This window comes from Lysobacter enzymogenes, assembly GCF_017355525.1.
Taxonomy (GTDB): Bacteria; Pseudomonadota; Gammaproteobacteria; order Xanthomonadales; family Xanthomonadaceae; genus Lysobacter; species Lysobacter enzymogenes_C.
Map to the genome: position 1 here is coordinate 294,741 of NZ_CP067395.1, position 20,420 is coordinate 315,160.

At 69.9% G+C, this 20,420-nt stretch carries 23 protein-coding genes; 10 read left to right on the forward strand and 13 right to left on the reverse strand.

From position 1 onward, the window contains the following. Nucleotides 1-123 precede the first annotated feature (123 nt). Both JHW38_RS01500 and phaZ7 read right to left on the reverse strand, forming a co-directional pair. Nucleotides 124-498, reverse strand: coding sequence for a CVNH domain-containing protein (locus JHW38_RS01500; protein WP_207524279.1), 375 nt, complete (start codon nucleotides 496-498; stop codon nucleotides 124-126). Between the two features lie 659 nt (nucleotides 499-1,157). Next, nucleotides 1,158-2,291 (reverse strand): extracellular native short-chain-length polyhydroxyalkanoate depolymerase PhaZ7, encoded by a 1,134-nt coding sequence (gene phaZ7, locus JHW38_RS01505; protein ID WP_207524280.1) that lies wholly within the window; start codon nucleotides 2,289-2,291, stop codon nucleotides 1,158-1,160. Nucleotides 2,292-2,521: 230 nt separating this feature from the next. Here phaZ7 and JHW38_RS01510 point away from each other — a divergent pair, with 230 nt between their 5' ends. Beyond that, nucleotides 2,522-3,124, forward strand: a complete 603-nt coding sequence (locus tag JHW38_RS01510; RefSeq protein WP_207524281.1) for a DUF6445 family protein — start codon at nucleotides 2,522-2,524, stop codon at nucleotides 3,122-3,124. Nucleotides 3,125-3,154: 30 nt separating this feature from the next. On the opposite strand, the gene JHW38_RS01515 is transcribed toward JHW38_RS01510, so the two are convergent. From JHW38_RS01515 to JHW38_RS01530, 4 genes are all read right to left on the reverse strand, one after another. After that, complete coding sequence (locus tag JHW38_RS01515; RefSeq protein ID WP_207524282.1) at nucleotides 3,155-4,276, reverse strand: alpha/beta fold hydrolase; 1,122 nt, start codon at nucleotides 4,274-4,276, stop codon at nucleotides 3,155-3,157. A gap of 244 nt (nucleotides 4,277-4,520) precedes the next feature. Next, on the reverse strand, nucleotides 4,521-4,985 hold the full coding sequence (locus JHW38_RS01520; RefSeq protein ID WP_207524283.1) for a hypothetical protein: 465 nt from the start codon (nucleotides 4,983-4,985) through the stop codon (nucleotides 4,521-4,523). Nucleotides 4,986-5,076: 91 nt separating this feature from the next. After that, nucleotides 5,077-5,652, reverse strand: coding sequence for a hypothetical protein (locus tag JHW38_RS01525; RefSeq protein WP_207524284.1), 576 nt, complete (start codon nucleotides 5,650-5,652; stop codon nucleotides 5,077-5,079). A gap of 101 nt (nucleotides 5,653-5,753) precedes the next feature. Continuing rightward, a complete protein-coding gene (locus tag JHW38_RS01530) occupies nucleotides 5,754-6,041 on the reverse strand; it encodes a response regulator transcription factor (RefSeq protein ID WP_207524285.1) in 288 nt (95 codons plus the stop codon). Nucleotides 6,042-6,582: 541 nt separating this feature from the next. Between JHW38_RS01530 and JHW38_RS01535 the strand changes: the two genes are divergently transcribed. Then, nucleotides 6,583-6,924, forward strand: a complete 342-nt coding sequence (locus JHW38_RS01535; protein WP_207524286.1) for a hypothetical protein — start codon at nucleotides 6,583-6,585, stop codon at nucleotides 6,922-6,924. Nucleotides 6,925-6,995: 71 nt separating this feature from the next. Here the strand turns inward: JHW38_RS01535 and JHW38_RS01540 are convergent, their stop codons facing one another. After that, nucleotides 6,996-7,514, reverse strand: coding sequence for a hypothetical protein (locus JHW38_RS01540; RefSeq protein WP_207524287.1), 519 nt, complete (start codon nucleotides 7,512-7,514; stop codon nucleotides 6,996-6,998). Nucleotides 7,515-7,860: 346 nt separating this feature from the next. Between JHW38_RS01540 and JHW38_RS01545 the strand changes: the two genes are divergently transcribed. From JHW38_RS01545 to JHW38_RS01555, 3 genes are all read left to right on the forward strand, one after another. After that, nucleotides 7,861-9,996 carry a right-handed parallel beta-helix repeat-containing protein gene (locus tag JHW38_RS01545; RefSeq protein ID WP_207524288.1) on the forward strand — a complete coding sequence of 712 codons (2,136 nt, stop codon included), beginning with the start codon at nucleotides 7,861-7,863 and terminating at the stop codon, nucleotides 9,994-9,996. A gap of 317 nt (nucleotides 9,997-10,313) precedes the next feature. Further along, a complete protein-coding gene (locus JHW38_RS01550) occupies nucleotides 10,314-11,303 on the forward strand; it encodes a lipase family protein (protein ID WP_207524289.1) in 990 nt (329 codons plus the stop codon). A gap of 292 nt (nucleotides 11,304-11,595) precedes the next feature. Further along, a complete protein-coding gene (locus JHW38_RS01555) occupies nucleotides 11,596-11,889 on the forward strand; it encodes a putative hemolysin (RefSeq protein ID WP_207524290.1) in 294 nt (97 codons plus the stop codon). A 200-nt stretch (nucleotides 11,890-12,089) separates the two neighbouring features. Here JHW38_RS01555 and JHW38_RS01560 read toward each other — a convergent pair whose 3' ends face one another. Then, nucleotides 12,090-12,968 carry a plasmid replication/partition related protein gene (locus JHW38_RS01560; RefSeq protein WP_207526208.1) on the reverse strand — a complete coding sequence of 293 codons (879 nt, stop codon included), beginning with the start codon at nucleotides 12,966-12,968 and terminating at the stop codon, nucleotides 12,090-12,092. Nucleotides 12,969-13,154: 186 nt separating this feature from the next. Here JHW38_RS01560 and JHW38_RS01565 point away from each other — a divergent pair, with 186 nt between their 5' ends. After that, entirely contained in the window at nucleotides 13,155-13,967 is an 813-nt protein-coding gene (locus JHW38_RS01565; protein WP_207524291.1) for a hypothetical protein, read from the forward strand. Continuing rightward, on the forward strand, nucleotides 13,940-14,767 hold the full coding sequence (locus JHW38_RS01570) for a hypothetical protein (RefSeq protein WP_207524292.1): 828 nt from the start codon (nucleotides 13,940-13,942) through the stop codon (nucleotides 14,765-14,767). Before JHW38_RS01565 ends, JHW38_RS01570 begins: the two co-directional genes overlap by 28 nt. A gap of 18 nt (nucleotides 14,768-14,785) precedes the next feature. Here JHW38_RS01570 and JHW38_RS01575 read toward each other — a convergent pair whose 3' ends face one another. After that, nucleotides 14,786-15,388: a hypothetical protein gene (locus JHW38_RS01575; RefSeq protein ID WP_207524293.1), complete on the reverse strand. Its 603-nt coding sequence runs from the start codon at nucleotides 15,386-15,388 to the stop codon at nucleotides 14,786-14,788. Between the two features lie 50 nt (nucleotides 15,389-15,438). Continuing rightward, entirely contained in the window at nucleotides 15,439-16,074 is a 636-nt protein-coding gene (locus JHW38_RS01580; RefSeq protein WP_242691128.1) for a hypothetical protein, read from the reverse strand. A gap of 143 nt (nucleotides 16,075-16,217) precedes the next feature. On the opposite strand from JHW38_RS01580, the gene JHW38_RS01585 reads away from it, so the two are divergent. Next, complete coding sequence (locus JHW38_RS01585; RefSeq protein WP_207524294.1) at nucleotides 16,218-17,165, forward strand: hypothetical protein; 948 nt, start codon at nucleotides 16,218-16,220, stop codon at nucleotides 17,163-17,165. A 205-nt stretch (nucleotides 17,166-17,370) separates the two neighbouring features. Beyond that, the gene (locus JHW38_RS01590; RefSeq protein WP_207524295.1) at nucleotides 17,371-18,243 is read left to right on the forward strand and encodes a LysR family transcriptional regulator; all 873 of its coding nucleotides are present in this window, start codon (nucleotides 17,371-17,373) and stop codon (nucleotides 18,241-18,243) included. Nucleotides 18,244-18,276: 33 nt separating this feature from the next. Here the strand turns inward: JHW38_RS01590 and JHW38_RS01595 are convergent, their stop codons facing one another. Together JHW38_RS01595 and JHW38_RS01600 are read right to left on the reverse strand one after the other, a co-directional pair. After that, nucleotides 18,277-18,648, reverse strand: a complete 372-nt coding sequence (locus JHW38_RS01595; RefSeq protein WP_207524296.1) for a VOC family protein — start codon at nucleotides 18,646-18,648, stop codon at nucleotides 18,277-18,279. 150 nt (nucleotides 18,649-18,798) lie between these two features. Then, a complete protein-coding gene (locus JHW38_RS01600) occupies nucleotides 18,799-19,362 on the reverse strand; it encodes a TetR/AcrR family transcriptional regulator (protein ID WP_242691130.1) in 564 nt (187 codons plus the stop codon). A 122-nt stretch (nucleotides 19,363-19,484) separates the two neighbouring features. Between JHW38_RS01600 and JHW38_RS01605 the strand changes: the two genes are divergently transcribed. Continuing rightward, nucleotides 19,485-19,910, forward strand: coding sequence for a VOC family protein (locus JHW38_RS01605; protein ID WP_207524298.1), 426 nt, complete (start codon nucleotides 19,485-19,487; stop codon nucleotides 19,908-19,910). A gap of 43 nt (nucleotides 19,911-19,953) precedes the next feature. Here the strand turns inward: JHW38_RS01605 and JHW38_RS01610 are convergent, their stop codons facing one another. Continuing rightward, nucleotides 19,954-20,379 carry a GNAT family N-acetyltransferase gene (locus JHW38_RS01610; RefSeq protein ID WP_207524299.1) on the reverse strand — a complete coding sequence of 142 codons (426 nt, stop codon included), beginning with the start codon at nucleotides 20,377-20,379 and terminating at the stop codon, nucleotides 19,954-19,956. Between the last annotated feature and the right edge of the window lie 41 nt (nucleotides 20,380-20,420).

Genomic DNA, 20,420 nt, shown 5'->3' on the forward strand with positions numbered 1-20,420 from the left:
GCCGGATAGCCCCCTGTAGGAGCGGCGCGAGCCGCGACCGCGACAACGCAACCACGTCGTTGCTTCCGCCGTAGTTGCGTTGTCGCGGTCGCGGCTCGCGCCGCTCCTACAGGAGCTACGTCGTCAGGTCCCGCAGATCTGCGGCGTACCCGCGTAACCGCAGCACAGCGTACCGTTGCGGTTGACCAGGTTGCGGCCGCCGAAGAAATCGGAATAGCACTGCGGGAACTTGTTCATGTCGAAGGTGGCGTTGCGCCAGCTGCCGTCGGCCTTGCGGCAGTTCGCTTCCAGCGTGCAGCCGTTCATGCGCACGTCCTTGCAGCTGTCCCAGAAGGTGAAGGGATCCACCTTGGGCGGCAGCGCGCACGCCGAAGCGGCGGCCTTGGGGAATCCGGCGTCGAGGCCCTTGCCCGCGGCGGGCTTGGCCGCCGGCGGCGCGGCGTGGGCGAGGCCGAGGCACAGCAGCAGACAGACGGTCGATACGATCGAGCGATTCATGGGAACCCCTGGGTGACGGTGGCGAGGGCGGCCGTGCCGGCGCCGCGCCGGGTGGCGATGTCCGCGCGGACCGGGTCCGCCGGCGTTGGCATGCATGCCGCGGCGTGTCGCGGCGCTAATGGCAACGCGCTGCCGGGCCGGCGCCGGTCATCGCGGCGCGGCCGGTCGGCCGTTGCGCGCACGCGGTCACGGATGGAGCGTGAGTGCCTGCGGATAACGATGACGCTGAAGTCTCTGGATGCCCGCCTTCGCGGGGATGACGTTCTTGAAGGGCGACGCGAACGCCGCCTCGCCCGTCATGCCCGCCCAGGCGGGCATCCAGGGCCTTATCGCGGTATGACTCTGAAGTCTCCGGATCCCCGCTTTCGCGGGGATGACGGCTTGTGAGTGGCGCAACGAAAGCCACCTTTCGTCATGCCCGCGCAGGCGGGCATCCAGGGCTTTATCGCGGCATGACGCTGAAGTCTCTGGATCCCGGCTTTCGCGGGGATGACGGCTTGTGAGTGGCGCAACGAAAGCCACCTTTCGTCATGCCCGCGCAGGCGGGCATCCAGGGCTTTATCGCGGCATGATTCTGAAGTCTTTGGATCCCCGCTTTCGCGGGGATGACGTTCTTGAAAGGCGACGCGAAAGCGACGTCGCACCGCACCGCCTCGCGCTCAGCGATTGACCGCCGGCCCGTTGACGCCGACATAGCCGTTCGCGCAACCGGTCGTGCACGTAGTCGCCAGCATGTTGTAGACGATGCGCCCGGCATTGGTCTTGGAACGGAAGTGCCCGACGCCTTGGCTGGTGTCGCCGCCGCCGATGTTGTACGGGCTGCCGTCGCTCCAGTCCCAGTCGTAGGCGTACGCCGACGAGCCGAAGCCGATGTCGACCTGGGCCTTGAGGTTGCTCGCCGCGGCGAACAGCGCGCTGTCGGCGCAACCGGCGGAGTAGCTGGTGGTGAAGCACTGGATCTGGTCGTAGCGCCCGGCGGTGATGGTGTAGAACGCGATCGAGGAATACATCGCCGGCATCGCCCGCAGGCTGTTGCTGCCGCTGCCGGTCCAGCGGTTGTAGCCGTAATAGGCCACGCCGGTGCTCGGATACAAGCCGAAGGTGTAGTAGTCGTACGGGAACACATAGGCTTCGGCGTTGCAGGTCGGCGCGTACGGCGACTGGTAGCCGGTGCTCAGGCAGGTCTGCAGGCCGCGCAGGCCGCCGCCGATGTTGACGAAGCGGCGCACGCTGGCCTGGTAGCCGTAATAGCGCAGCGTGGCCAGCGCCATCGACGACCCCAGCGAATGGGCGACGATGTCGACCTGGCTGCGGCCGGTGTAGAGCTTCACCTTGTCGATGAAGGTCTTGAGGATCTGGTACTTGCCCGGCTGGTGGTAGTTGTACTGCGGCGAGGCGCGCTCGTCGGCGTCGAGGTAGGTGATGCCGAACAGTTCGCAATCGTTGTAGCCGCGCGCCTTGAGTTCGTCGTAGACCGAGTTGGCCGGGGTCGCGTAGCCGCCGACCGCGGCCGGCGGCATGTCGAAGCTGATCGCGCTGTCGCCGTTGCCGGCGATGAACACCACCGGCGTGCGCGTGGCGACGCAGTCGCCGCCGCCGAAACCGCCGCTGCCGACGCCGGGCGCGAAGCCGCCGGCGTACTGGCTGGCGGCGCCCTGGCAGGTGTAGCCGTTGTTGGCGCCGCAATCCAGCGCGTAGGCGTCGGCCGGCACCAGCGCGGCGAAGCCGCCGGCGGCGGCCAGGGCCAGCGTCGCGGCGCTGGCGGAAAGCCATTGGAGCGTGCTGCGGAACATGCGCGTTTCCCTCCCCAGGGTGTGTGCGCGGCCGCGGCGGGCGCCGGGCCGTCCGGACAACGCATCGATGCTGGACCCGCGCCGCGGGCTTGGGTATTGCACCAAAGGGCGGGGAGGGCTTTGGGTTGCGGCTCCGTCTGGTGCGGGTCCGCGCGGTCGCCAAGCGCACGGGCATCGCCTAACATGGCCGTCGCGCCATCGACCGCGGCGCGCCCAGGACTCTGCGCCGCATGACCACTTCGCTGATCGTCGTCGACGATTTTTTCGGCCACGCCGAAGACCTGCGCCAAGCCGGGCTCCGGCTGACCTATCCGGATCAGCAGGGCGCGTTCCCGGGGCGCAATTCGCAGGAGCGGATCGAGCTGGAAGGCCTGGAGCAGCACGTCTCCGGCATCGTCGGCGAACGGCTCAAGACCATTTCGCCGCTGGGCTCGCACGCCAAGTTCCGCATCACCCTGGGCCGCGACGAAGGCCGCGGCAAGGTCCACGTGGACCCGGGCTATTGGTCGGGCATCTTGTACCTGAGCCGGCCGCAGGATTGCCGCGGCGGCACCGAGTTCTTCCGCCACCGCCGCACCAACACCGACCGCCGCCCGATGAACGACCGCGAGCTCGCGGAGTTGGGCTACGCCTCGATCGACGACGCCCACCGCGACATCATCGAGCGCGACGGCATGGACGACAGCTGCTGGGAACCGACCATGACCGTGCCGATGCGCTTCAACCGGCTGGTGCTGCTGCGGCCGTGGCTGTGGCACACGGCCGGTCCGGGCTTCGGCGACACGCCCGAGAACGGGCGCTTCGTCTATCTGATGTTCTTCGCCGCGGGCTGAGCGCGGCGGGGCGAGCGCCCCGCCGAGTCTTCAGCGCTTGGCGTCCGCGCGGCCTTCCTCGGTCAGCGGCCGCACATAGCTCAGCAGGCTGGTCAGCAGCTTGCCCGGCTCCTCCCACTGCATCATGTGCGAGGAGCGTTCGAACCAGACGCCGCGCTTGTACGGCGCCTTGACCCGCTGGAGCCAGGCATCGGTCGGCTGCGACGGCGTGGTGTAGTCGTGGCGGCCCATGAACATCAGCACCGGGATCGGGAACTCGCGCACGCCGCTCATGTCGGTGGCGAGGAATTCCGGCAGCAGCTTGCCGAGCGAATAGACGTTGCCTTCGTCGACCGCGGCGCGTTCGCAATCGTCGGTGTAGTCCGGCGACAGCCGCCCGGCGCGGTAGAAGTACGGCGATTCGGCGCGGTAGGCGGTCATGCCGCCGTAGTACTGCGCCCACTTGCGCGCGGTGATGATGCGTTCGCGGGTCACCGGCTGGTCGCCGGGATACGGCGCGATGGTCTTCATCTCCTCGACCGCGGCGGTGTTGCCGTGGGCCAGCGCCTGCTGCATGCCGTAGTCGAAGCTGATGCGTTCGTTGTCCATCACCTTGATGACCTGGCCGATGCCGATGTAGGCATAGAACAGGTCCGGGCGCTTGAGCGCGGCCTGCATGCCGACGATGGTGCCCCAGCTGTGGCCGGCGAGGACGATCTTGCGCTTGCCGTAGCGCTTGCGCACGTACTCGGCGACCTGCACCGCGTCGTCGACGTAGGTCGGGATGTGGATGCTGTCGGCGTAGCTCTGCGGATCCTGCAGGGTGTAGGTCTTGCCGGCGCCGCGCTGGTCGTAGTTGACCACGGTGAAGTATTCCTCGAGCGGGCGCTGGAACTGCCACAGCCCCGGAATCAGCGGCGACGCCGGGCCGCCGTGGACGAACAGCAGGATCGGATTGTCGCGGTCCTGGCCGCGCACGTTGATCCACTGCTTTATCCCGCCGATCGGCGCGGCATAGGCTTCCTGCACGCCGTTGGGGGCGACGATGCGGTCGAGGTCCTCGATGACCGCGCGGGCGTCGGCGTACTGGGCGGTGCTCTTGCAGTCGGCGGCGAGCGCCGGCGCGGCGGCTGCGGTCAGCATCAGGGCGAACAGGGCGGGCAGTGTGCGCATGGCGATGTTCCTGGCCTCGGGTTTAAGCCCTTGGATACGCCCGCCGCGCAAACGGTTGCAATCCCCCTGTAGGAGCGGCGCAAGCCGCGACCGCGACACCTCGCCTACGACGCCGGCCCGAGGCCGCAGTCGTCGCCCGCACCCGAGCCCGCAACAAAAACGCCGGCCCCGGATCGCTCCGGGACCGGCGCGCGAACGGCCGGGAAGGGGATGGGGATCGGACCGGCCCGGCCGCGCGGAGGACTCAATTGTCGACCGCGGTGATGCCGTACACGACCGCGCCGCCGCTGCCGGGCAGGGTGCACAGCACCGAAACGTGGCCCCAGTAGCTCACCGTCGGCAGAGAGACGTAGCCCGGCAAGGTGGTGCTGGCCGAACTCAGATAGGTGCCGTTGAACTCGTAGGCGTAGGCCGAGCAGTACACGGCGGCGCCGCTGGTGTTGCTGCCGTCGATGTACAGGCCCTGGGCCGGTCCGGTGACCGGATGGCGCGCGACCGGACAGATCACCGTGCGCGCGCTGGCGTTGATGTTGCGCGCGCCGGAAGTGAGGTAGTCGATGTCCAGGGCTTCGGACGCGTTGTAGTTGCGGCAGGCGCTGCCGTGGTTGCCGACGTTCTGCGAGGTCGCGGCGCGCGCGGGCTCGGCGTACGCGCCGGCGAGCAGGCCGGCCGCGAGCGACAGGCCGAGGATCGATGCGTGGATGTTCATTGGGTCACCTCATGGTTGTGGTTGGACGTCCCGTTCCCCCCCTCGGACCGGCGGCGCAGCGCCGCCGGCCCCCGTGCGTTCGCGCGCGGCGCTATCGCGCTTGCGCCGGCGCGGCCGGCTGCGGGCCCAGCAGGTACAGCACCAGCGCGCGTTCGCCGTTCGGGCGGACCACGGACTGGGCGACCGAGCGCGGCAAGGCGTCGGCGAGCTGCAGCGACCACAGCGGCAATTGCTTGCTCACCGCGCCGGCGGCATCCAGGGTCAGTTCGACCCGGCAGCTGCTGGAGCGGCATTCGATATCGCGCGCCGCGCCGCGCAGCGCGTCGTCGCGCTGCAGCGAATCGAGCAGGCGCGCGGACGTCGCGGCGGACCAGCGCGGATCGGTCGGCTCGAGCTGGAACGAGGACTGCAGCTTGGCCAGATAGGCCGCATGCTGTTGCCGTTCCTGCTCGGCGAGGCGACGCGCCTGATCGGGCGACATCGTCGCGGCGGCGTTGCCGTCGCGGCGGCCCGACGCGGCGATCTGCGCCTGCATCGCCGCGACTTGTTCGCGCAGCTGGCGCAATTCGTCCTCGCGCGCGGGCTTCGCATCGGCCGCGGCGGTCGGTTGCGCCGAGGCTAGGCCGGCGGCGTCGGCGACGCGGCCGGAGCGGGCGGACCATGCCAATGCCAGCGCGCATGCAGCCAGCGCGGCACCGCCGATCCATAGCGGGGCGAAAGTTTTCATGGACGAAGGTGTAACCCGGCCGGCGCCCGCGCGCACGTCGCTTAAACAACGACAGCGCCGAGTCCGCGCAGCGCTTCCGACCACAATGCGGCGACCAGCTTGCGCCGCGAATGGCGGCCGGTCTTTTGGTAAATGCGCTGCCACATCGTGCGCACGGTCGAGATCGAGCAGCCCAGTTGCGCCGCGATCTGCTTGTCCTCGGCGCCGCGCGCGGCGGCGAGCAGCACCGCGCGTTCCGTCGGGCTCAAGGGCGGGCAGGTGCGCGCGGCGGCGGCCTGCAACAGGTCGTCCTCGCCGTCGGGCGCGGGACGCAGTGAGATCGTAGACATCCGATGTCCGCGAAGGTGAGGGGGAACACTAAGCCAACGTCGCCGTGCGTGCGGGCAGGACAGCGCCGGCGTTCGCGCGATTCACGGTCGCGGCCGCGATTGCGCCGCTGCGACGCAGCGCGCAGGTCGTCTCCGCTGCCTGCGAGAAGATTTCGTCTGCATCGCCGCGTTGTCCGCCGCCGCGCAGCGGCCGCGTTGTACCCGATTGTCGCCGCGCCGCCACGTGCAGACCGCCCGCGCCGCGCGCGATCGCAACCGTCAGCGAAGGACTGCCTATGACCGTACCCGCTTTCGGCGCGAACGCCGCACAGGCCTGAGCGCGCGGCCGCGACGGACTCGATCCGCCGCATTCGCCGCCGCCGCGCCTGCGCTGGCCCGACCGCGCGCCGCCTCGACACCGCGTTCCCCGACACCGCGTTTCCCGTCTTGCGGGCCGCGCGCGGACGGCTGCGGCCGTGCGCGCGGCCGCAAGCGCCGGCGCGCGCCCGCACTGCGGCGCGCCGGCGCATCCGTGTGGTCTCACTCAAACAAGGAGCCGAACATGAATCGCCGCACTTCCCGTCACCCGCTCGTGCGTTGCGCGCTCGTCGCGTTACTCGCCGCCGCGATGCCCGCGGCCCTGGCCGCGACCCTGGACTGCGCCAACTACACCTCCGCGATCACGCCCGCGCCGTTCAACACCTGGACCGCGGTCGACGCCTATTGCCCGTCCGACCGCAGCGCCACCGGCGGCGGCTACTACTTCCACGAAGGCAGCCTCGGCGTGCCCGGCATCTGGGTGATGCATATCCCGCTCACCAACGGTTGGCGCACCTGGGTCGACAACCAGAACAGCACGCCGCGCAATGTGCAGACCTATGTGCGTTGCTGCAAGGTGATCTGAAGCTTCGCCAGGACGACGAAAAAGGCGGCCTCGCGGCCGCCTTTTTCCTGCGCCTCGTTATGCCGCCGGCCTTACGGCAGGCGCGTGCCCTGATCAGCCACCGCCAGCCACTTGAATCCGTCGTGGGTGTAGGTGACGCCGGTCAGCGCGCGCTGGCGGTAGCCGATGCGCGGAATCTCGTACACGGTTTCGTACAGGATGTAGGCCGAGCGGCAGCCGTCGACCACGCGGTAGCGCTCGGTCCAGCTCCACTTGGCTTCGCGGTTCTGGAAGTGGCTGGCCAGCGCGGCCATGATCGCGTCGATGCCGGTGCGCAGGCCGCCGCTGTCGAACACGGTCACCGCGCGTTCGTCGTGGCCGGCGCGGAAGGTCTCGGCGTCGTAGTCGCGGAAGGATTCCATGTCCACGCGCTGGGCCACCTCGAACTGGCGCGCGCACCAGCGGTGCAGCAGGTTCTGCGGTGCGACCGCGCTGTGCGCGGACGCCGCAACAGGCGGCGCGGCGGAGGCGGCGCCGGCCGCCGCGCACAACACGGCGGTGCAGGCGAGGACGAGCGGGGTGCGGTAAGCGGGGCGGTGCGGGACGGTCATGGCGCGCTCCTGTTTGCGGCGGATGGTGCGCTGACGCTAGCGGCGCGGCGCCGGCGGCGTTGTCCCGCGATCGCGGCGCCGCGTGCCCGCGGCCGCGATTGCGCCGCTTGCGCAAAGCCGGACACGCGAACGCGCAAGCGCGGGCTAGCCGGCCCCGCGCCAGGACGCGACCGCGATCACAGCCTGCGCGCGAGGTGACAGCCACCACTGTTGCGGTATGACGCGTTCGGCTGCAATGCGCCGACGCACCGCGCGCGCGACGGGGAGTTCGTCGCGCGAGGTTGCGCGCGCGGCGCGACCGGCGCTGCGCGCATCGCCACGACTTTTCCAGCAGGGGAACCGCGCCTTGAGCCACGCATCCGCATTCCGTTCCGTCCGCCGCCGCCCGTGGTGGCTGCTCGCCCTGACCGCCGCCGCGCTGACCGCGCCGCTCGCCGCGCCGGCCGCCGCGCGCATCGGCGGCGCCGGCCAGGCCCACGCCGGCCTGGCCTGGCCGGCCGCGCCGGCCGCGAACTACTGCCAGGCCCTGCGGCCCGGGCCGACCGATGCGCCGGCCGGCGCCATCATCGTTCCGGCCGGCGACAACAGCCGTTTCGACTTCGCCCGCAGCGGCGTGTTCTGGTTCGAAACCGGCGAGCACACCTTCGGCGAGGACAAGTTCGGCCAGATCATCGCCCGCGCCGGCAACAGCTACCTCGGCGCGCCCGGCGCGATCCTCGACGGCAAGAACAAGAACATGTACGCGATCACCGGCGACGTGCCGAACGTGACCGTGCGCAACCTGACGATCCGCAACTTCGGCCGGGGCCGCGACAACTTCGACCAGGGCGTGGTCAACCACGACGCCGGCGAGCATTGGATCGTCGAGGACAACGCCATCGTCGACAACGACGGCGCCGGCGTGTTCCTCGGCAGCCGCAACGAAGTGCGGCGCAACTGCCTGAAGAACAACGGCCAGTACGGCTTCAGCATGTACCGCCCGCCGTTGCAGAGCGATCCGGCCAGCGAGACCAACCCGGTGCCGGGACGTTCGGCCATCGTCGACATCGTGCTGGAAGACAACGAGATCGCCGGCAACAACACCGACGATTGGGAAGCCTCGACCAAGTGCGGCTGCACCGGCGGCGGCAAGTTCTGGGACGTGCGCGGCGCGGTCGTGCGCGGCAACAACGTGCACGGCAACCGCGGCACCGGCCTGTGGGCCGACACCAACAACATCGACTTCCTGTTCGAGAACAACTACATCCGCGACAACGACGGCGTCGGCCTGTGGTACGAGATCAGCTACAACGCCACCGTCCGCGCCAACACCTTCATCGGCAACGGCTGGGTGTCGGGCAACGCCGACCGCGGCGCGCCGGCGCCGGCGATCTACCTGTCCGAATCCGGCGGCGACGCGCGCCTGCCTTCGGCCACCAGCGGCTCGGACAAGCTGCGCATCTACGACAACTACTTCGAGAACAATTTCTCGGGCATTTCGATCTACGAGAACGCCAACCGCTTCTGCAACTCCAACGGCAACACCAGTTCGGGCTATTGCACGCCGTTCGTGCATCCGGTGCGGATCGTGCGGCCCGACCCCGATCATCCCAGCGTCTATCCGGATCCGGTCAGCAACCAGCACCCGTGCTACACCCAGATCGGCAGCGACGCGACCTTGCAGCGCGACTGCCGCTGGCGCGCGCAGAACATCGAGGTGACCGGCAACGAGTTCTACTTCGACCCGGCCGCGGTGCCGTGCGGCCTGTCGAGCTACTGCGGCGCGCAAGCGCTGTACGCGACCGGCAAGGACAACATCGCCTGGTCGCCGTACACGGTGACGCAGGTGCAGAACGATGTGATGTTCAACAACGGCAACCGCTTCGCCAACAACCACTACTACGGCCCGTGGCGCTACGCCAAGCGCTTCGGCGAGGCGATCGGTTTCAGCGCCTGGCAGGCCGCGCCGTACCTGCAGGACGCCGGCAGCACCACCGACGGCGCCGCGTTCAACCTGATCGATACGCCGACCGCTACGCTGGAAGAATCCATCGGCCTGTGGAGCGCGTGGTACGGCAGCGCGGTGGAGCGCAGCGACCTCGGCCGTTCCGGCGCGCACAGCCTCAAGGTGATCGCGCAGGACGGCTATTGGGGCGTGTCGGTCGCCAACCATCCGGGTTACCTGGCCGACAACGGCGCCAAGCGCCTGAGCTTCTGGGTGCGTCACGTCGCCGGCACCGCGCCGCTGCCGCCGAACGCGCGCGTGCGCCTGCGCTGGCTCAAGGAAGACGGTACCGCGGCCACCGGCGACGACGATACGTCTTACAGCGATGTGGCCTTGAACGCGGTCGGCGACGACTGGACCCAGGTCTCGGCCAATGTGCAGCCGCCGGCGTTGACTGCGAGCGTGTGGGTGCTGTTGATCGGCTCCAGCGATTCGGGCGCGTACGCTGGCGCGAGCTTCCTGCTCGACGACGTGGTGCTCGAAGACGCGCCGCACTGAGATCCCAGACCCCGCCGCTTGCGGGGTTTATGGCCGCGCTTCGGCGCGGCCTTTTTTGCCTGGGTTTTTCGCGCGCGATTTCGCTGCGCGATCTCGCCGCGCGGTTTTTTCCGCATCGCTGTCCGCCGCCGCCGCCGTTTGGCGTACTTAGAAATGCCGTGCGGACAGCAAGCCCTCGCTGATCCGCGAAATCCGTCACAGGACGTGGTCCATTCGCGCGCCGCCCGCCGGAATGCGGGTAGCGGCCGGCGCGCGTCTCCGGCTGTACCGATCACACCGCGATCCACTCGATCCTTGTCCTCAGACGGAACGATTCCATGAATGCGAGCAATGCCGCGCTGCGCGCGCTGCCCCAAGCCGGCGCTTACGCCGCCAATCCGGTGCTCGACACCGGCCTCACCCTGGCCCTGGCGATCGCGTCCAAGGCCGCGTACGACTATTACCAGGACCCGACCCAGCCGGTGGTCGCGCCCGACGGTTACCGCATGGTCGACAGCTGGACCGGCTGGGACGCGATCGCGCTGACCGGCGCGGTCGAAATCTTCGGCGTGGTGTTCCAGTCGCTGAGCGAACCCGGCACGTGCATCTTCGCGTTCCGCGGCACCGACTCCGACCTCGACGCTTGGGAAGACGTGCATTTCATTCCCACCGACTTCGTGCCGACGCACAACAGCCTCAACCCGGAGCCGTGGGTGTCTTCGGGCTTCTACGGCATCTACGACGGCAGCGGCGGCGGCATGGCCGCGTCGATGCGCCAGCAACTGTTCGCGCTGTTGGCCAAGTACCGGCCTACGCAGCTCTACATCACCGGCCACAGCCTCGGCGCGGCCTTGAGTCAGTTGTTCTCGCTCGACGTGGCGGTCAGCCAGCCCACGCCCGCGCTGAACATCAATTTCGCCAGCCCGATGGTCGGCACCGACAGCTGGGCCAGCGCGTACGCGGCCGCGATCGACGCCAGCCAGAGCATCCGCGTCTACAACTACTGGGACTACGTGCCGTCGATGCCGCCGTCGGCGTTCGACTATCGCGCGGTCGGCACCGGCTTTCGCACCTCGTTCTATGTCGACAAGGAATGGTTCCCGCATCTGCTCGCGCGGCATGCGCTGCTGAATCTGACCGTGGTGTTGGACAACGCCTTGCCGGCGTCGCCGCAGCAGTGGCAGGGCACGTTCCCGGATCAGGTCGCGGGCGAGACCCAGTGGACGATGATCAGCACCTATCCGCCGGCCGGCGCCGACGTGCGTTGGGCCGATCAGGCGCAAGCCTTGATGAAGACCGAGGCGGCCGCGGCGATCAAGCCGGTTTGACGCGGCCAACGGCGTGCGCGGCTGCGGTTCGGCCGCGTGCGCTTTTGTCGTGGTCGAGTCGGTGGATGGCGTGCGATTGCGGTTTGACGGCGCGAATTCGAAGCGGCGTGGTCGCGGCTTGCGCCGCTCCTACATTGGCTGCGCAACTCCCTGTAGGAGCGGCGCGAGCCGCGACCGCGAAAACCGGCCGACGACGCAGGCCCGCAGCACCGCGCCGCCCGCGCCTTCACCCGGGCATCAATGCACGCCGCCGTATAGTGGCCGCCGTTTTCGCCCGCCACAGGTATCCGCCATGACCTCCCGCCTCCTGACCGCCGTCCTGCCGCTCGCGCTGCTGAGCCTGGCCGCCTGCAGCACGCCGTCCGAACCGGCCGCGCCGCAGACGCCGCAAGCCGGCGCCGATGCGCCCAAGGGCGTGGGCATGGCCAATCCGGCCTCGGTGCATTGCCAGAAGCTCGGCGGCACCCTGGAGATCCGCACCGGCAAGGACGGCGGCCAATACGGCCTGTGCCATCTGCCGGACGGCCGCGTGTGCGAGGAATGGGCGCTGATGCGCGATGGGAAGTGCGAGAAGCCGGCGGAGTGACGGCGCTCGGCGCGGCGATGCCGCGCAAGCCCGCCGATATTGCGCCCGGGGCTTGCCCGGGCGCAGAGATGGGAACCGCGCGTGCGGTGGATCCGCCTCAGTCGCGCTAGCCGAAGATCGAAATGGCTTCCGGCCTTCGCCGGAACGTGGCTGCGGGAATTTCGCGGCTCGCGACGGTTCCGCGACGTTCCCGGCGACGCTCAATCGCGCCCCAACGCCACCCGTAGCCCGACCACTTCCAGCCGCAGCGCCTCGTTCTCCGCGCTCAGCTCGGCCACGCGCTGGCGCAGCGCCTGCAATTCCTCGCTCTCGTCCGCGTTGGCCACGAACTTCGCCGGCGACGCTTCCTCCTCGACTTCGACCTCCGGCTTGGCCTCGCGCGGCTTGCGCTTGGACTCGCGCACGCGCTTGGCCGCCTGCTTGAGCTCGGCGCCGCCGGCCAGGGCCGCGGCGCGCTGCTCGTCTTCCGGCAGCGTCGCCACCGCGGCCGCGGCGTTGATCGAGATCGCGCCGGCTTTGACTGCGGCGACCACTTCCGGCGCAGCCTGCTTGTGGATGGTCTCGATCATGCCGACCTGGCTGTTGCTCAGGCGCGCGGCCTTGGCCAGCGCCTGGCGGCTGTCCAGCGGCGGCGCCTTGAAGGTCGCATCGTCCGACCACGGCGGCGCGTCGCCGGCCTCGCCCGCGCTTTCGGCGCTGGCGGCTGCGGCTTCGGCGTCGGCCTGGGCCGCGCGCTCGGCCTCGGCGCGCGCGCGCCGCTCGGCCAGGATCTCGCGCTTGCGCAGCGCCAGCACGCCGCGCTGGAAATCCGAGACGCTGCGCCGGCCCAGGTGCTGGTCGATCATCCACAGGTGGACGTCGTCGAGGGTCTTGAAGCGCTTGTTCTGCACGGTCTGGAACGGCAGGCCGTGCTGCTTGCAGATGCCGTAGCGGTTGTGGCCGTCGACCAGCACATCGCCCCACAGGATCAGCGCGTCGCGGCAGCCTTCGGCGAGCAGGCTGGCCTCCAGCGCTGCGTGCTCCTCCGGAGTCAGCGGATCGATGTAGGCCTTGAGCGATTCGTTGATGACGATATCCATGCGGCGTGCGGCGTTCGGAACGGTGGGGGCGGGCATTGTAGGCAGTCGCGGCCGCCGCGTCAGGCCGCGGGCGGCGAGCCGGCGCGTAAGCGCGCCGCGCACGCCGCCGCGCACGGCCCGTGCGCCGCGCGATTCGGCCATACTGAGGACGCCGCGCTACGCGGCCAACCGCGCTCGAGGGGACGGATGCGGCAAAGTCGGATCGCATGGGCGGCGCTGTGCGCGCTCGCCGTCGGCGCCGCCGGCGGATGGAACGGCCCGGCCGCGGCGTCGGCCGGGATCGTGGTCGGCGCAGGCGAGGTGCCGCGCGGCTGGGCCGCGATCGCCGCGCCCGAGGGCAACGCGCAATGGCAGTGCGCGATCGACGCGCTGCAAGCCTGGGACGTGCTGGGCGGCCCCGGCGGGCGCGTGCGGATCGCCCCGCAACAACCGCCGCCGCCGCTGCGCGTGGCCCTGGACGACGGGGTCATGGCCGCCGGCGACGGCGGCCGGATCGAATGGACGCCGAACCGCGCCGCGGCCGGTTTCGTGCTCAGCAACGCCGACATCCGCCCGCAGGCCGCGACCGAGTACGGCGGCGACGTATTCGTCGCCGAAGGCCGCCACCGCGGCGGCCGCTCCGAGGGCGCGATCCTGCGCTTCGAGCGCCGCGACGCGCAGCGCTGGCGCATCCACCGCATGCTCGAACTCGACGCGATGCCGGTCGCGGCCGCGCGCAGCGGCGCCGGCGATTGGGTGGTGCTGACCGACGCCGGGTTGATCCGCATCGATCTGGCCGCGCAGCGCCAGCAGCCCTTGCACCGCAACCCGCGCTGGCCGCAGTTGCAGCCGCAGTCCTTGCAGCCGTCCGGCACCGGCTGGCTGATCGGCACCGACCATGGGGTGATCCGGCTGATGCCGTTCGGCGAACATTTCAGCGAGCAGTGGCTGGTGCCGGAAAACTGCCGGCGCCTGGCCGCGCCGCAGTGCGGGTGCGGGCCGCAGCGGGTGGAGCGTTAGCGGTCCGGCGACGGGTTTTCGTCGATAAATACTGGAGCGGGACGATGGCGGCGATGGCATGGATGCTGGCGGCGGCGCTAACGGTGGGAGCGGACGGCGCGCCGCCGCAAGGTTGGGTGGCGGTGGATCCGCCGAAAACCGAGGCCGAGTTGCGTTGCGCGAATGTTTCGCGCGATCGCTGGAACGTCGAGGTCGCCGGCGCCGATGTGCAGTTGAGGCCAGCGAGCCGTAGCCGTCGCACGACGATGGTCGGCGCGGCGCTGCGCGACGGCGCGCTGATCGGCCACAACCACGGCGAGTTCGGCGGTTCGATCGAATGGTGGCCGCGCGACGGCGGTGCGCGTTTCGAGCTGCTGCACGTCAACCCGGTCGCGTGGACGCTGTATCGCGGCGAGGCGGTGGTCGCCGAGGGTTTGATCCACCTGGGCACCGATCGTGGCGCGGTACTGCGGTTCGAACGCCGCGATGGCCGGCGTTGGCGCATCCATCGTCTGGCCGAGCTCGACGCCGCGCCGGTGGCGGCGTTGCGGGAAAGCGAGGACCGCTGGCTGCTGCTGTTGTCCGACGGCCTGGTCCGGGTCGATCTGGCCAGCGGGCAGGCGCAACGCCTGTATCGCAATCCTGATTGGACCTATCTCGCTCCCGACACGATCCGACCGCTCGGCGCTGGCTGGCTGCTCGGCTCCGCGCGCGGCGCGATCCGCCTGGAGCCGGCGGCGGGCGGCGGCTATCGCGAGCGCCTGTGGGTTCCGCGTGAATGCGCGTCGCTGCAACCGCAGTGCAGTTGCGGCGATGCTTGACCGGAGGCACGCGCCGCTTCAGCGCACGCGCCGGTAGCGCGACACCCAATTGGTCTCCCAGCTCTTGCCGTCGTCGGCCGAATAGGCCTGCTCCCACTGCAACCCGTCCGCGCTGATGTCCTTCCACAACCCGCGCACCTTGACCTTGGCGCCGCGCAGTTCGTCTTCGCCGTAGAACGTGCCGACGCCGTCGGCGAAGCCGCCGATCATCGGCGGGTCGATGCGCTGCGGGTTGCGCGTGTCGAGCCACCAGTCGGCCCAGGTGCGCGTGACCGGGTCGTAGCTGCGCACGCCGAGCCCGTGGTAGGGCAGGCCGGGGCGGCGCACCGTGCTTTCGTCGAAATTGGCCCGTCCGTCGAACAGCGGATGGGTCTTGCAGATGCCTTCGAATTCCTCCCAGTCGTGGTTGTCCATCAGCCGCTCGCGCAGGCGGCGATAGCGCACCTGCCAGGTGCCCAGGAAGAAATCGAAGGCGCGCGCAGGGTCGGCCGGGTCGGCGGGACGCGCGGCCTGCGACGGCGCCGCGGCGAACGCCGGTAGCGTGGGCAGGACGCCGGCGACTGCGGCGAGCAGCGGTACGCGCAGCAGGGTACGGCGGGAGGCATCGTGTTCGGCGGTCATGGGCGTTCCTGGAAACGGGGACATCGCGGGCTGGACACGGCGGCGGTCGGTCAGGCGCCGCCGTCGCCGATCCGGGTATCGGTGGCGAGCCAGTTGGTTTCCCACTGCTGGCCGCCGTCGGCCGAGAAGGCCTGTTCGAACAGGCAGCGTTCGGGTTGCGGGCAGTGGATGCGGAAGCGCACCCGGATCGGCCGGCCGTCGAAAGTGTCGTCGCCGAAGAACTCGCCGCGTCCTTGCGCGAACCCGCCGGTCAGCGCCGCGGTCAGCGCGCCGTCGCGCAGGTTCGCGTAGTGGATGCGCCATTGCCGCGTCGCCGGTTCGTACAGACGCAGGGCCACGCCGTCGATGCGGCCGGCCGGACCGGCGATCGCCAGTTCGGCGAAGTTGGCGCGGCCGCCGAGCACTGGGACGACACGGGTGGTGCCGGTGTAGTCCAGCCATCGGTCGGAGCCGCTCAGCGGCTTGGCCAGACGCCGCACCTGGGTGCGCCACAGGCCGGTTTCGAAATCGAAGTCGTGTTGCGCGCGGTCGATAGCGGCAGGCGGCGCGACCGGCGCGGCGGCGCGCGCGGCCTGCGTGCCGGCGCTTTGCGCCTGGGTCGGCGCCAGGGCCAGGGCCAACAGCGACGCCAGCGCACCGGCGGTCAGGGACAAGCTCAGGCAGCGGGAGGTGGCATAGCCTTGCATGGCGCGCTCGCGGGGAAGTCCGCCGCGACTGTGCGTCGCCGCGCGGTGCGGCCTCAAGGGCCAGTTTGCGGTTCGCGGGCAGGCCACTTCGCTACCGCCGCGGCGCGCGTTAGGCTGAAGGCCGGAACGCAAAGGAGATGCGCATGCCGGCGAGACCTCGCAACGCAGCGGCAGGCTTGATCTGTATCGCCGCGCTGTGCGCGGCCTGCTCGGGGCCCGAGCGCGGCGCCGCGTCTGCGTCCGCGCCCAAGCCCGCCGCCGCGCCCGCGCGCGCCGCGGCCACGCCGTTGCCGCCGCAGGCGCGCGAGTACCGCACCGACCACTACGCGATCTTCAGCACCGCCACGCCGCGCCAGACCGTGCAGGTGGCGACCGCGGTGGAAGCGCTGTACCGCGCCTACGGCGAATTCTTCGCCCTGCCGCCGGCCGCGGCCGACGCGCGCCTGCGCCTGATCCTGTACCGCGACCGCGCCGAGTTCTCCGCGTTCAACACCTCCATGCCGTGGGCCGAGGCGTATTACCGCAAGCCGTACTGCCACGCCTACTTCGCGCAGGACGCGGCCAACCCGTATCACTGGATGCTGCACGAGGCGACTCATCAGTTGCACACCGAACGCGCCGGTTTCTCGCGCGCCAAGTGGATCAACGAAGGCGTGGCCAGTTACTTCGGCGCGAGCCGGCTCGACGGCGCGCGGTTGCGGCCGGGCAGCATCGACGCGCAGGCGTATCCGATCTGGTGGCTGCCCGATCTGCCTCTGACCGGCTCGCTGGAACGCGACCTGCGCTCGGGCCTGCTGATTCCGCTGCGGCAACTGATCGAGGACACCGGGCCGCCGATCGGCGGCAAGCACCTGAACGTGTACTACCTGGAGTACTGGAGCCTGTCGCACTTCCTGTTCCACCACCGCGACGGCGCGCATGCCGCGGCGTACCGGCGGCTGATGCGCGGGCGCGGCAGCGCGGCGGAATTCGAGGCCGAGCTGGGGCCGATCGAGACGCTGCAGACGCAGTGGTACGCGTATCTGCTGGAAAAGCGCGCCGAAATCGCGGATGGCGGTGCGTTGGCGGATGCCGCGCCGGCGCGGCGCTGAACGCGCCACGGCAAAGGGCGAGGTGCGTTCGCCCGCTGCGGCCTCGCAGGAAGCGGCGCCAGCGCGCGCGGGGCGCGATTGCGCGCGCAACCGGTACCTCCGACGTTGACAGCGCCAGCGGCGGAGCATTGAATTCTCCGTATCGGGCCGGTGTGCGAGACACGAAGATTTCTTTGGCCAGCCTCAATTATTTCTTGGAGCGGTCATGGCCCACACCCGTATCAACCTCGGCGCGCTGAAAGCCTTCGAAGCCGCCGCGCGCGCGCTCAGCCTGACCCGCGCCGCCGACGAGCTCAACGTCACCCAGGCCGCGGTCAGCCATCAGGTGCGCTTGCTGGAGAACCAGCTCGGCGTCGAACTGTTCCGCCGCCTGCCGCGCGGACTGGCGTTGACCGACGAAGGCCTGAGCCTGCTGCCGGCGATCCAGGAGGCCTTCGACCGCATCGACAGCGCGCTCGACCGGGCCGGCGACGGCCTGGCGCGCGAAGTGGTGCACGTCGGCGCGGTCGGCACCTTCGCCTGCGGTTGGCTGTTGCCGCGGCTGGCCGAGTTCGCGCGTCTGCATCCGTCGGTCGACGTGCGCCTGAGCACCCACAACAACCGCGTCGACCCGGCCGGCGAAGGCCTCGACTACGCGGTGCGCTTCGGCCGCGGCACCTGGCCCGGCATGGAGAGCCGCTTCCTGATGCCCGCGCCGCTGACGCCGCTGTGCACGCCGACGCTCGCCCAGCAACTGCGCGACCCGGCCGAACTGGCGCGTTTCCCGCTGCTGCGCTCGTACTTCGTCGACGACTGGCGGCTGTGGTTCGAAGCCGCGCAGGCGGTGCCGTGCGGCCCGATCAACGGGACCATCTTCGATTCCTCGCTGACGATGGTGCAGTGCGCGCTGCAAAACCTCGGCGTGGCCTTGGCGCCGCCGTCGATGTTCGCGCGCGAGATCGCGCAAGGCTCGCTGGTGCAGCCGTTCGCGACCATGCTCGACGCCGGCAGCTATTGGCTCACGCGGCTGGCGTTGAAGCCGGCGGGAGACGGCGCGTCGGCGTTCGCCGCCTGGCTGGAGCGGGCCTGCGCGGAATAAGCACGGACGCGGCCGGACGTCGCGGCCGCCGGGTCACTCCGGCGCGGGCGCGAACACGCGCAGGCGATGTCCGTCCGGATCGAGCGCGACGAAGCTGCGGCCGAAATCCAGTTCCACCGGCGCTTGCGCGATCGACAGCCCGCGGCTGAGCCAGTCGGCGTGCAATGCATCGACGGCCTGATAATCGGCGACCGCAAACGCCAGCTCGACGCCGCCGAACGCCGGCGGCGCGGCGGGCTCGACGGTATGCCGCGACCACAGCCCCAGGCGCAGGCCGGAATCGAACGCGAACAAGGCGAAGGTCGGCGACGCCTCCAGCGGCGCGCGGCCGAGCAGGTCGGCGTAGAACGCCGCGCTGGCGTCGGGGCGGTCGACATAGAGCAGAACGAGGTTGCAGTCGGGCATGGCGGGGTCCTGTCGGTGGGGCCGGTGGCGGCGGGTCGACAGGAGCGTGGGGTGGGGGTGCTGACAGGGGTTGTCAGCAGAGGTGCGGGCGCCGATGTTCGAAATTGATTGCGGGCTTGGACGCTGCGCGAATGCTCGGGCCACCGCAGATCAAGCGAGCGATTTGCGCAACAACCACACCATCGCATTCTCCACCTCAACCGCATCCGCGCCCGCATCGATCTCCAACGCCGCGCGATCGAACGCGGCCGAAAGCAAACGGGCCAGCGCGTCGCAGTCGACGTCTTTCATTCCCAATGCCTCGACCAGCCCTTCGCGCAAGGTGCTGCCGGCGTTGGCCTGATCGATCGCCAGGGCCTGCTCCGCACCTAATGTGGCCGGGCCCTCGATCAGCAACAAACGGGTACGGCCGGGCATGGTCATGCTGTGCAGATACGCCTCGGCGCCGGCGATGAGCGCGGCTTGTGCGCTCAGGCCGGGGCGGGCGGCGGCGAGGATGTCGTCGCGCACGGCCGCGGCCTCGGCCTCCAGCACCTGCCGGAACAGGTCCTGTTTGTCGCTGAAGTGGTGGTACAGCGCGCCGCGGGTGATGGCGGCGGCCGTGGCGATCTCGGGCGTCGAGGTGCCGCCATAGCCCTTGAGCACGAACAGCGAGCGTGCGGCCTGGAGCAGGGCGCGGCGGGTGGATTCGGTGCGTTCGCGGTTGCTGCGCACGGTGCGGGCCGATGGACGGCCGTCGCTGGGTGTTTTCATACATGCAGCCTGTATGTTAATTTTTACCTACATACAGACTGTATGTAAAACCCTTGCGACCGACAAGCCAGAGGCCGACCTCCATGAAAATCAGCAGCTACTACCCCGTGATCATGACCGGCGACGTAGCCGGCACCGCCGCCTTCTACCAAGCCCATTTCGGCTTCGTAGCCCTGTTCGCCGCCGACTGGTACGTCCACCTGCAATCGGCCCAAGACCCCTGCGTCAACCTAGCCGTCCTCGACGGCACCCACTCCACCATCCCCGAATCCGGCCGCGGCCTGGTCGGCGGCCTGTTGCTGAACTTCGAAGTCGAAGACGTCGACGCCGTCCACGACCGTTTCCTCGCCGCCGGCCTGCCGATCCTGTTGAGCTTGCGCGACGAAGCCTTCGGCCAACGCCATTTCATCACCGCCGATCCCAACGGCGTGCTGCTCGACATCATCAAGCCGATCCCGCCGAGCGCGGAGTTCGCCGCGCAGTACGAGGCGGGCGCGCTGCCGGTTTGAAGGCAACAGGCAACGCCGCCCAGAGGCGAGCATGGCGCCGTCTTCAGCCCGCGCTGACCACGCCCGTCGCCAACGCCGCCGCCTCATCGGCGAACATCGCCATCGCGGTGTTCATGCGCTTGAAGCCCAGGTGCAGATAGAAACCTTCCTTGCCCGGATTGGCGTAGAGCAGGATCTTGCGGTGGCCCTGCGCGCGTTGCACCAAGGCTTGGACGATGGCCTTGCCCAGGCCGGTACCTTGCTGTTGCGGATGCACGGCGACGTCGCTGATGTAGGCGCAGTCCACGCCGTCGGCCAGCGCGCGGCCGGCGCCGACCAGGCGGCCATCGGCGTAGACCAGGACGACGTAGCGGCTGTTGCCGAACGCGGTGCGCAGGTAATCCGGGCTTTTTTCGCCAAGCGGCGCGATCCGGTACAGCTCGGACAAGGCGTCCCAGTCCACATCGCGAAGATGGTCGATCCATTGCATGGTGCGGGCTCCAGATGAGTCGGTTTCGAAATCGGCGCATA

Excerpts from the sequence above, each read along its gene's own strand:
- JHW38_RS01565 (WP_207524291.1), top strand. The coding sequence starts at position 13,155 with ATGCGGCAAAGTCGGATCGCATGGGCGGCGCTGTGCGCGCTCGCCGTC.
- JHW38_RS01510 (WP_207524281.1), top strand. The coding sequence starts at position 2,522 with ATGACCACTTCGCTGATCGTCGTCGACGATTTTTTCGGCCACGCCGAA.
- JHW38_RS01580 (WP_242691128.1), bottom strand. The coding sequence starts at position 16,074 with ATGCAAGGCTATGCCACCTCCCGCTGCCTGAGCTTGTCCCTGACCGCC.
- JHW38_RS01520 (WP_207524283.1), bottom strand. The coding sequence starts at position 4,985 with ATGAACATCCACGCATCGATCCTCGGCCTGTCGCTCGCGGCCGGCCTG.
- phaZ7 (WP_207524280.1), bottom strand. The coding sequence starts at position 2,291 with ATGTTCCGCAGCACGCTCCAATGGCTTTCCGCCAGCGCCGCGACGCTG.
- JHW38_RS01595 (WP_207524296.1), bottom strand. The coding sequence starts at position 18,648 with ATGCCCGACTGCAACCTCGTTCTGCTCTATGTCGACCGCCCCGACGCC.
- JHW38_RS01605 (WP_207524298.1), top strand. The coding sequence starts at position 19,485 with ATGAAAATCAGCAGCTACTACCCCGTGATCATGACCGGCGACGTAGCC.
- JHW38_RS01540 (WP_207524287.1), bottom strand. The coding sequence starts at position 7,514 with ATGACCGTCCCGCACCGCCCCGCTTACCGCACCCCGCTCGTCCTCGCC.
- JHW38_RS01560 (WP_207526208.1), bottom strand. The coding sequence starts at position 12,968 with ATGGATATCGTCATCAACGAATCGCTCAAGGCCTACATCGATCCGCTG.
- JHW38_RS01610 (WP_207524299.1), bottom strand. The coding sequence starts at position 20,379 with ATGCAATGGATCGACCATCTTCGCGATGTGGACTGGGACGCCTTGTCC.
- JHW38_RS01535 (WP_207524286.1), top strand. The coding sequence starts at position 6,583 with ATGAATCGCCGCACTTCCCGTCACCCGCTCGTGCGTTGCGCGCTCGTC.
- JHW38_RS01500 (WP_207524279.1), bottom strand. The coding sequence starts at position 498 with ATGAATCGCTCGATCGTATCGACCGTCTGTCTGCTGCTGTGCCTCGGC.
- JHW38_RS01575 (WP_207524293.1), bottom strand. The coding sequence starts at position 15,388 with ATGACCGCCGAACACGATGCCTCCCGCCGTACCCTGCTGCGCGTACCG.
- JHW38_RS01590 (WP_207524295.1), top strand. The coding sequence starts at position 17,371 with ATGGCCCACACCCGTATCAACCTCGGCGCGCTGAAAGCCTTCGAAGCC.
- JHW38_RS01515 (WP_207524282.1), bottom strand. The coding sequence starts at position 4,276 with ATGCGCACACTGCCCGCCCTGTTCGCCCTGATGCTGACCGCAGCCGCC.
- JHW38_RS01550 (WP_207524289.1), top strand. The coding sequence starts at position 10,314 with ATGAATGCGAGCAATGCCGCGCTGCGCGCGCTGCCCCAAGCCGGCGCT.
- JHW38_RS01530 (WP_207524285.1), bottom strand. The coding sequence starts at position 6,041 with ATGTCTACGATCTCACTGCGTCCCGCGCCCGACGGCGAGGACGACCTG.
- JHW38_RS01555 (WP_207524290.1), top strand. The coding sequence starts at position 11,596 with ATGACCTCCCGCCTCCTGACCGCCGTCCTGCCGCTCGCGCTGCTGAGC.
- JHW38_RS01585 (WP_207524294.1), top strand. The coding sequence starts at position 16,218 with ATGCCGGCGAGACCTCGCAACGCAGCGGCAGGCTTGATCTGTATCGCC.